This is a genomic window from Candidatus Neomarinimicrobiota bacterium (genome assembly GCA_018647265.1).
GTDB lineage: Bacteria > Fidelibacterota > Marinisomatia > Marinisomatales > TCS55 > TCS55.
Genome location: JABGTK010000165.1, coordinates 1 through 9655, shown reverse-complemented (window position 1 = coordinate 9655; position 9655 = coordinate 1). Strand labels below are relative to the sequence as shown.

The 9655-nt window shown below is 37.3% G+C and carries 10 protein-coding genes; 9 read left to right on the top strand and 1 reads right to left on the bottom strand.

Annotated elements, in window-relative coordinates; translation table 11 throughout:
- The first annotated feature begins 148 nt into the window (after positions 1 to 148).
- Genes HN459_09830 through hflX form a run of 9 tightly spaced genes read left to right on the top strand, consistent with a single transcriptional unit; the run spans position 149 to position 9213 of the window.
- Positions 149 to 1324, top strand: coding sequence for a HAMP domain-containing histidine kinase (locus HN459_09830; GenBank protein MBT3479739.1), 1176 nt, complete (start codon positions 149 to 151; stop codon positions 1322 to 1324).
- 59 nt (positions 1325 to 1383) lie between these two features.
- Positions 1384 to 1728, top strand: coding sequence for a preprotein translocase subunit YajC (gene yajC, locus HN459_09825; protein MBT3479738.1), 345 nt, complete (start codon positions 1384 to 1386; stop codon positions 1726 to 1728).
- 14 nt (positions 1729 to 1742) lie between these two features.
- Positions 1743 to 2276, top strand: coding sequence for a peptide deformylase (gene def / locus HN459_09820; protein MBT3479737.1), 534 nt, complete (start codon positions 1743 to 1745; stop codon positions 2274 to 2276).
- Between the two features lie 42 nt (positions 2277 to 2318).
- Positions 2319 to 3251, top strand: a complete 933-nt coding sequence (locus tag HN459_09815; protein MBT3479736.1) for a methionyl-tRNA formyltransferase — start codon at positions 2319 to 2321, stop codon at positions 3249 to 3251.
- A complete protein-coding gene (rsmB, locus tag HN459_09810) occupies positions 3248 to 4555 on the top strand; it encodes a 16S rRNA (cytosine(967)-C(5))-methyltransferase RsmB (GenBank protein MBT3479735.1) in 1308 nt (435 codons plus the stop codon). The genes HN459_09815 and rsmB overlap by 4 nt, the downstream gene beginning before the upstream one ends.
- Entirely contained in the window at positions 4552 to 5313 is a 762-nt protein-coding gene (locus HN459_09805) for a PASTA domain-containing protein (protein ID MBT3479734.1), read from the top strand. The genes rsmB and HN459_09805 overlap by 4 nt, the downstream gene beginning before the upstream one ends.
- On the top strand, positions 5310 to 5894 hold the full coding sequence (locus tag HN459_09800) for a hypothetical protein (protein ID MBT3479733.1): 585 nt from the start codon (positions 5310 to 5312) through the stop codon (positions 5892 to 5894). Before HN459_09805 ends, HN459_09800 begins: the two co-directional genes overlap by 4 nt.
- Entirely contained in the window at positions 5894 to 7948 is a 2055-nt protein-coding gene (locus tag HN459_09795; protein MBT3479732.1) for a hypothetical protein, read from the top strand. Before HN459_09800 ends, HN459_09795 begins: the two co-directional genes overlap by 1 nt.
- Positions 7945 to 9213, top strand: a complete 1269-nt coding sequence (gene hflX, locus HN459_09790; GenBank protein MBT3479731.1) for a GTPase HflX — start codon at positions 7945 to 7947, stop codon at positions 9211 to 9213. Before HN459_09795 ends, hflX begins: the two co-directional genes overlap by 4 nt.
- A gap of 269 nt (positions 9214 to 9482) precedes the next feature.
- On the opposite strand, the gene HN459_09785 is transcribed toward hflX, so the two are convergent.
- A partial coding sequence (locus tag HN459_09785; protein ID MBT3479730.1) for a cation:dicarboxylase symporter family transporter occupies positions 9483 to 9655 on the bottom strand: 173 nt, incomplete at its 5' end.

Genomic DNA, 9655 nt, shown 5'->3' with positions numbered 1-9655 from the left:
TTACGTGGTGTTGAAGTACCTGCAGGGAGCCATACTGTCGAATTCAAATTTGATAAATCTTCCTTTAATAATGGATTAATTGTCTCTTTCGCATCTTTTGGATTAGCAATTGGGTTTATTGTATTCGGGTTTTTATTTAGAAAAAAGCATGGCTAATTACCGAAATAGTGGCAATATTAAAATTGGTCTTTTTTTTATTGGACTGATTTTAATTATTGGTTTGTTGGGGTATTCGAATTCAATCGTTAATCGATTGCGGGATGATAATAGAGAAATTGTAAAACTTTATTCTGAAATTATAGCAAAGACAGTTAACGAAGATTCTGATACCAATCTAAATTTTGTTTTTGATGAAATAATTAAAAAAGTTCAATTTCCGGTTATTTATTCTGATGGGGAAAATAATCCAGTTTATTCACGAAATATTGGTAATGCCTTAAAGCCAAACCAATTGTTAAAACCAATGAATTCGATGGATCGCCAGAATGATCCCATTCCAATAACATTTAATGATCCCATATCGGGGATTGCAATTCCCTTAGGGTTTTTACATTACGGTGATTCAGACCTTATTCGTAAACTTCAATGGTTACCTTTTTTTGAGATTGGCGTTGTAGCTTTATTTATTTTCTTAGGATTTATGGGTTTCAACTCAATTCGAAAAAGCGAAAAACGTAATATTTGGGTAGGAATGGCTCGTGAGACTGCCCATCAACTGGGAACACCTGTTTCAGCGCTAATGGGTTGGGTTGATCGATTAAAGGCTCACCCTGAGGAGTCCTCCGCTGTAGTTGTAGAGATGGAATCGGATTTGGAACGGCTGAATCAAATTGGCAATCGGTTTAGTAAAATGGGTTCAGACGCACCACTCAAAAGTATATCTCTTAATAACTTAGTGAATAACCAAACCACTTATTTGAAGAAACGATTACCATCATTAGGGAAAGAAATTGAATTGATTCTTGAAACATCCGAGGATGTTTTAATTGATGGAAATGAATTGCTATTAGGATGGGCCATTGAAAATGTGATTCGAAATGGAATTGATTCAATCAAAGGAGAACAAGGAAGGGTCAATATTTTACTTTCTTCCGATGATAATTATGGACTCATTCAAATCCAGGATAATGGATTGGGGATACCCAAAAAAGATTGGAAAAATATATTCCGACCAGGGTTTAGCACGAAGAATAGAGGGTGGGGGCTTGGATTGTCATTGGTGAATCGCATAATTAATGAAATCCACGGTGGTGAAATTAAGGTGATTCAAAGTGAAGTTGGTAATGGAACAACTTTTGAAATTGGTCTAAAAAAGTCTGTTTAATCTTTATAATAATTTAATGATTCCTCGGTAATTTCCTGGCTCAAGATTAGGAGAAAAAATTGAATTTCATACAATTGTTTGCAGGTGGGCAAGGTGCCCAGGGTGGTGGACTTATTGCTTATTTACCATTTGTCCTCATATTAGGCATAATGTATTTCCTGATGATTCGTCCCCAAGCGAAACGTCAGAAAGAAAAACAAAAAATGTTAAGTGACCTAAAAAAGGGCGATCGCATCGTGACGATCGGTGGTATCCATGGCACAATTAGCGGCTTTAAATCAAAAGAAAAAACAGCTGTCATTCTTAAGGTGGATAAGAATACCAGTATGACAGTTAATAAATCGGCCATTGCTGGTTTTACTGATAAAGTTGAAAGTACTGAAACAGAAGCGATTGAGAGTTAGTCTTAGTGGCATTAATGGAAGTTATCCATTACGGAGATCCTATTCTCCGAAAAGTCTGTAAACCAGTAGAGGATTTTAGCTCTCTTTCCAATTTATTAGATGATATGTTCGATACCATGTATGAGGAAAGTGGTATCGGCCTTGCAGCCAATCAGGTTGGGATAGATATGAATCTATTCATCATTGATATTTCAGATATAGAAGAAGAAGGTGAAAATATTCATATTTTTGTCAATGGAAAAATTCTGGAAAGTTCAGGCGAATCCTGGTTTGAAGAAGGATGTCTTTCCATTCCAGATGTACGATTGGATGTAAAACGTCCGGAATTCATCAAATTCAAATATCAAGATGAGTCCGGCCAGGAACATATCGATGAAATCGATGGACTATTGGCTCGGGCAATTCAGCATGAGATTGATCATCTAAATGGTGTTTTTATTGTGGATCGTGTTACATCTACTGTTAAAATGGGTGTTGGAAAAGAATTAAAAATTATTGAAAAAGATGCAGTTTCCAAAGCCAAAGATCGAAAGGCTTTTGTTCTTTAACTTCTTCAAAACCCAGTTGATTTATTTCGAGAGGGGGTGTCTATGAGAATTATTTTTATGGGCAACCCGGTTATTGCCAACCCCATTTTAAAAGCACTCCATAAATCTCGCCATGATATAGTTGGTGTTGTGAGTAATGCTCCAAAGCCAATGGGGCGAGGGCGGATACTCCGTCATACGGCAATCGGCGAATTAGCTAATGAATTAAACCTAAATTATATTCCTGTGGAATCATTAAAAGACAATGAATTCCAGTTAAAATTAAAATCTTTAATTCCAGATGTTTTTGTTGTGGTTGCTTTTCGAATTTTACCCAATTCTATACTTGAAATACCAAAGGTTGGAGCGGTAAACCTTCATACATCACAACTCCCAAAATATAGGGGGGCGGCGCCAATTCAACATGCGTTATTGAATGGTGATTCAGAAACGGGTATTACAACTTTTTTAATTGAATCCAAGGTTGATACTGGCGCGATCCTGATGCAGAAAAAGATCAACATTGAAAATGAAGATAACTTTGGCTCTCTTTCAGAAAAAATGTCGGGTTTGGGTATAAAACTGGTAATGGAGACTTTGAATCAATTAGAAGAAGGGTCACATAATCCTATACAACAGGATAATGATTTAGCCTCACCTGCACCAAAGATTACCAAAGAAATGTGTGCTATAAATTGGAATGATCCAGTTGAGGAAATTCATAACATGGTTAGAGCATTTTCTCCATTCCCCGGCGCATTCACAACAATGAATGGGAAAAGGATGAAAATATTTAAATCTTTAATTTTGGATGATAAATATTGTGATGATGGTGGAAAAATTTCATTATTAGAAAAGAACAAGATGGCGGTTTCATGTGGTGATGGTTTATTAGAATTGATAGAAATTCAGTTAGAAGGAAAACGCAGAATGAGCATGGCTGATTGTTTAAAAGGATTGAATGTTAAAATTGGAGATCAGATCGGTAAATTATGAAAGATGCTAGATACCATGCATTTTGTATTCTGAAAGAATTTGATCGTTCCAATGATCGTTTAAAGTTCGTTCGAGATAAATATTATAAAAAGACCAAATTAGAACAAAATGATTTATCCCGAACTTTAGTGCTCACGAATGAGGTCGTTCGTTGGGAGGCGCGCTTGGATTATTGGATATCGTCATTCCTCAGCAAACCGATTAAAAAGCTTCATCCCTCCATCCATATTATTTTGAGACTTGGGTATTATGAAGCTGTTATGGATGATCAAATCCCGGCCCATGCGGCAGTTCATTCCTGGGTTGAATTGACTAAAAAAGAAATGGGTCGCAAGTTCAGTGGATTGGTTAATGCTGTAATGCGAAAAACCGAAAAAATTGATCCAAATCAAATGGGGAAAAAACAGTCTCAATCGCAATGGTATTCATATCCACAATGGATGTTTGAAAAGTGGAACAATCAAATTGGTAGGGAAAAGACGATTCAGCTTTGTGATTATTTTAATGAACCATCAAAAATAGATTTCAGATTGAACTGTAATCCAGAGTCTAAAGCTGAGATTATCAATCAAATAAATGAGTTGGGAATTGCCTTTGAGTCTAGTCCTGAATCAGAAAAATTTATCAGGGTGGAATCAGGATCGGGAAGTATGCTGAAAAGTGATTTATTCAAAAATGGAATCCTCAATGTGCAAGATCGCGCTTCCGGTGCTGTAGTAGAATTGTTAGATCCGCAATCGGGCGAAACCATTTTAGATGTTTGTGCTGCGCCGGGAACAAAATCAGGATATATCGTTGAACTCATGAATAATAAAGGCCAATTGTTCTCATCTGATATTAGCCAAAAACGAATTGAATTCGCTCGAGAAAGAGCAAAAGAATTGAAGATGCCAATTGAATGGAGTTTTAAGGATGCCACCATTGACGAATTCCCTATGGCCGACCGTATTTTAATTGATGCGCCTTGCACCGGGACAGGTGTATTGGGTAGGAGACCTGATATTCGCTGGCGTCGTGAAAAATATGATGTGGATTCCATGGCAGAAATTCAATCTGCTATTTTAAATCATATGGTACAGTTTTTAAAACCCGAAGGTGTAATGGTTTATGCTACTTGCTCCCTCGAACCGGAAGAGAATTGGAATGTGGTTGAGTCGTTCCTTAAATTGAATAACAATTTCTCTCTTGAATCGGGTGAATACTTCATTCCTAAAAATTGGCTGAATGACCATAGTTGTTTAGAAACTTTTCCGCCCAATGATTTGGTTGATGGAATGTTTGCCGCAAGGTTCCGAAAAATATGATCAATAAAATTATTCACTTCATACTCGCAATTGGTATAGTCTCCTTGGGATTAATACTCATATTTGATTGGTTTGTATTGCCATCATATATTCGCCAGGATGAATCAATAATTGTCATGAATGTAACGGGAAAATCTCTGACTAGATCAATCAAAGAATTAGATTCAGAAGGTTTTAAGGGAATTGTTTATGATACAGTTTATACATCAAAAGTTGAACCCCAAACTGTTATTGATCAATATCCACTGCCTGGAGAGAAGGTGAAACCAGGCCGAACGGTTCGATTGAAAATTTCGCGTCCAGAAAAAATGGTGCTAGTACCTAGTTTGGTGGGCCAATCACAAAGAAGTGCAGAAATTTCGCTGCAACAATTGGGACTACAAATAGACACAGTTTATACAGAGTATAACCCGGACTATCCGAAAGGAACAGTCGCTTGGCAATTCCCAAAATCAGGGGATCATATAAAAAAAGGACTCGGACTTCAAATAACCGTCAGCCAAGGATTGCCTCCCGATTTTTTCCAAGTACCCCAATTATTCGGTCTCAGTATGAAAAAAGCAAAAGAAGCCTTAACCCAATCTCGGTTAAAAGTGGGCAAAATTTCTTATCAGCAAAATGAAGATTTGGTCCCTTATACTGTTTTGGATCAATCCATAGCGCCGGGGACTGTATTAGATCAAGCCACAGGAGTTGATTTGATTGTAAGTATACTTGACCTTCAAGATATTTTTGATAAAATTAACAGTGAAAAATGATACCAATAAGCGAATACCTCAGAAAATTTATTCACCTGTTTAACTTGGCAATCCCCTTTGCCTATATTTATATTTTTCCTGAAAAATGGCTGTTTGTAAAAATACTCTCGGTCATAATGGTGTTATTTATTTTGGTGGATATTCTTCGTCACAGCGTTGGATGGATTCAATCTATTTTTAACAAATTATTTAGTGATATGCTTCGAAACCATGAACAAGAAGGGAAACTGACTGGTGCTACATGGGTGATTATTGGTGCAGTAATTTCTATAATGATTTTTGCTAAACCAGTAGCAATTATTGCCCTTATTTTTATGAGCCTTGGGGACACTGCTGCCGGGTTGATTGGTCAGCATTTTGGGAAACATAAAATTTGGGATAAATCTTGGGAAGGATTTTTTGGCGGATTATTGGTGTGTGTTATCATTGCCTTGAATTTTTCATCTCTACCTTTGTCCGTTTCATTGAGTGGTGCAATTGCAGCAATGATAATGGAAATAGCACCAATCCCACTTGATGATAACTTCAAGATGCCTCTTGGCGCCGGCGCAATCATGATGATGTTTTATACTCCTATCTAATGTCTTTTTTATTCCCGTCTATTTTATGGGGTCTCCTCGCGACTTCCCTGCCTTTATTAATCCATTTGATTAGTTTGAGGAATACCAAAACTGTAGATTTTTCTTCTATCCGACACATCCAAGAATTGACACATGATACTATTCGAAAATTAAAAATTCGCCAATGGATTTTAATTGCACTTAGAATGGGTTTAATCGCCGCATTGGTTCTCATGATTGCAGGCCCAATTCAGATGAGTGAATCTACATGGATACCCAGTGAAAAAGAATCCACTGCAGTTATTATAATTGATAATTCAGCCAGCATGGCAGTGACAGAGGATCGCACTTCTTATTTGGATCAGGTTAAATATGAACTACCGAATATTATTGCTGGTTTTGACGGTTTGGTGAACCTCCACGTTTATCAAACAACACCTGTTAGGCAATTATATAGCGGCATTCTTGAAAAAGGAATGAAGTTAAATACGGAGAATTGGGATATTACACAATCAGTTGGCCGAGATAAAATATGGTCAGTTGTTGATTCAATATTAAAATCTGTTGACGGTTCAGCCGTTAATCGGGAGTGCTTCATCCTAAGTGATTTCCCTAGCGCACCTCCAACTACTTTCAGTACAGAATATGTAGGCTGGCGTTTTTATTGTCTAGGGCAAAAACAGTTGGCCGATAATGTTTCGATAACAAATATTTCCGCTGCAAGCCAGATTAAACTCCCAAACCATTTATTAAAACTTAATACCAAGATTGAGAATATGGGGCCCATCGAAAAGCGTAATATTCCTGTTGAATTATATTTGAATAAAGAACGGGTGGGTCAAATTGTTTCTCATTTTCAACCAGGTCGAAGCAAAGATTTTTTATTTCAGGTTTACCCGGGGAAAAGTGGCATTATTCGTGGAAAATTAGAAATCCCTCGGGATGATTATTCCTTGGACGATCAACAAACTTTTGAGTTAACAATTCCTGAACAAATATCATGTAAAGTTATAGCCAATTCTCAAGATGATTTATTCGTATTGAAAACAGTTTTGGAATCAATAAGTGGGAAAGATCGATTCTTGGATATTGAACTAAAAGTTATGATATCAATTGATCGCATTTATTTAGATGAAACAGACGTTTTAATTTTACAAGATCCGAAACTACTAAGCGCTTCAGCAGTTGAATCAATAAAACGTTTTTTGAGCGAGGGAGGCAGTATCCTCTGGTTCTCAGGTGAAAATTATGCAAACCTAACACCCCTTATACAATCCAATTTGAAGCTGCCGGTTTTTATAGAGGAAGTAACCCTAGATGGTGATTCATATTTTTCGGTGGAAGTACAGGATCGTAACAATCCAATTTTACAAGAATTAAATTTGAGGGATGTGGAAACGGTTCTGCCTCAAGTTTTCAGATATAATAAGGTTGAGAAAAACAAACGTCATAAAATGATTCTAGCTTTAAATAATTCCGACCCATTTTTTCTTGAAATATCCCATTCCGGAAGCCAGATTTATTATTTTTCATCACCATTAGACTTAAGGTGGAATGACTTAAGCATGAAGGGCTTACTCATTCCTCTGATCCACCGGTTGCTAATTTTATCAGCTACAGATGAAATGAATACCGCATTGGTAGAGGTCGGCGAATCAAAGACTATTAAAATATCTAAAGATCTATTAAATAAAGAATGGTCCGTGGTTAATCCCTCAGGGGATAAGATATTGATTGTGCCCAACTACAATCAAGAATCTTTAGTGATAAATCAAATTAATGAATTAGGATCATATGAAGTTTTCGCAGATGATGATTTTTATACCGCTTTCTCGTCCAAGCTTTCACCCTTTGAAAAACCAAATCTAAGGGCAACTTCTAACGAAGTTATTTCTGTAATCGGCAAAAACAAAACAGTCTGGATTAATCCCGAATCGGATGTAAAAGAAGCCATCACAACTCGGCGCCATGGGCGCACATTATGGCGGCTATTCTTAATTCTTGCAATAATAATATTTATGGTGGAATCTTTTTTAAGCCGTCCAAGACCGGACGCCATGAAGAACCAATTATGATTGAGAATTCGGAAATAAAACCAAAAGAAAGGGCGCTTCTGGTTGGTGTTATTCATGGTGAGTTGGATATGGAAACGGTGGAAGAGCATCTTGAAGAATTGCATCTGTTGGCTGATACAGCCGGAGCAGAAGTTGTAGGGAATGTCACCCAGAAATTATCTCGAATAAATCCATCATTTTTTATCGGTACGGGGAAAGCGGAACAGATGATCAACCAAGCCAAAGAATTGGATGTTTCGCTTATAATTTTTGATGATGAACTGAGTCCGGGGCAAATGAAGAACTACAGTAAATTAACTGAGGAAATAAAGGTTATTGATCGTAGTGCCCTTATCCTTGATATTTTTAAACAGCATGCCCAGACCAAAGAGGCAAAAACACAGGTAGAGTTGGCTCAATTAGAATATATGTTACCCCGATTAACGCGGGCATGGACTCATCTTGAACGACAAATGGGTGGCATTGGTACGCGTGCCGGCGCCGGTGAAACACAGATCGAAGTGGATCGCCGCCTAATCCGAACGCGTATTTCTAAATTGAAGCGTGAACTGGAAAAGATAGGCAAAGAAAGAGATACCCAAAGTAAACGACGTGGAAATCAATTTAAGGTGGCTTTGGTTGGTTATACTAATGCCGGAAAATCAACATTAATGAAAGCTCTTTCCGGTGCAGATGTTTTTATCGAGGATCAGTTATTTGCCACACTGGATACCACCATTCGATCAGTAGAACTAGACAATGCCCATACCATTTTATTGAGCGATACAGTTGGGTTTGTTCGGAAACTACCTCATCATTTGGTGGCCAGTTTCAGAAGTACCTTAAAAGAAGTTATTAAAGCAGATTTAATCCTATTGGTTTTGGATTCATCCTCTAACCAAGTGACAGATCACCACAATACAATTATTGATGTATTAAAGGACTTGGGAGCCGAAAGGCGCCAAATGTTGATTGTACTCAATAAAATAGATTTAAAGAGTGCTGAAAAACAAATCAGTTATTTAAGGCGAAAATTCCCCAGTGGTATTTATGTTTCAGCTCTGAATAATCTACGTATTGATAAGTTAACTCAGAATATTTCTGAAATCATGGATGAGAATTATCAAATTGTTAATCTTAAATTTTCTTATCAGGAATCCAAAGAGCTTGCACAAGCCCAGGAAGGGGTAGATGTGTTGGAACGAAATTATGAAGATGACCATGTTCAATTAAAAATTAAGGGTTCGCGCTGGCGAATTAGCCAGATACAATCAAAATTGAAATAAATAAAAAACCCCGCATTAAGCGGGGTTTTTTATTTTCTTACTCCAGAATCGATTTCAGGATCCGTTTAACACGGTAGAGGCCTCTGTCCTCAGCAAACGTCCTTCACCCCGCACTATGCAGGGAAGGCCTGTTTTTTGACTTCAGAAGGTAATCTCAAGGATTTTTTATTGAAGATCCTGAAATTCAATATCTAAAGTAAGAAATCTTAAATAGCTACCGAAGTTTACGGGGTTTTATCGATTCGGTTCAATGAATCCTGAAATATTTATTATTCAGAAATCTGACCTTCAGAAGAAGCCACCGCCACCGCCACACTAGCATCACCGGTTACATTTGTAACCGTCCGCATCATATCTAAAATTCTATCTACACCCAAGATAAGGGCGATCCCTGCGCTGGGTACACCAATTGCTTCCAAGATGATTACCAACATAATAATGC

Coding starts and splice junctions, on each gene's coding strand:
- HN459_09830 (MBT3479739.1), top strand. CDS start 149: ATGGCTAATTACCGAAATAGTGGCAATATTAAAATTGGTCTTTTTTTT.
- def (MBT3479737.1), top strand. CDS start 1,743: ATGGAAGTTATCCATTACGGAGATCCTATTCTCCGAAAAGTCTGTAAA.
- HN459_09815 (MBT3479736.1), top strand. CDS start 2,319: ATGAGAATTATTTTTATGGGCAACCCGGTTATTGCCAACCCCATTTTA.
- rsmB (MBT3479735.1), top strand. CDS start 3,248: ATGAAAGATGCTAGATACCATGCATTTTGTATTCTGAAAGAATTTGAT.
- HN459_09805 (MBT3479734.1), top strand. CDS start 4,552: ATGATCAATAAAATTATTCACTTCATACTCGCAATTGGTATAGTCTCC.
- HN459_09800 (MBT3479733.1), top strand. CDS start 5,310: ATGATACCAATAAGCGAATACCTCAGAAAATTTATTCACCTGTTTAAC.
- HN459_09795 (MBT3479732.1), top strand. CDS start 5,894: ATGTCTTTTTTATTCCCGTCTATTTTATGGGGTCTCCTCGCGACTTCC.
- hflX (MBT3479731.1), top strand. CDS start 7,945: ATGATTGAGAATTCGGAAATAAAACCAAAAGAAAGGGCGCTTCTGGTT.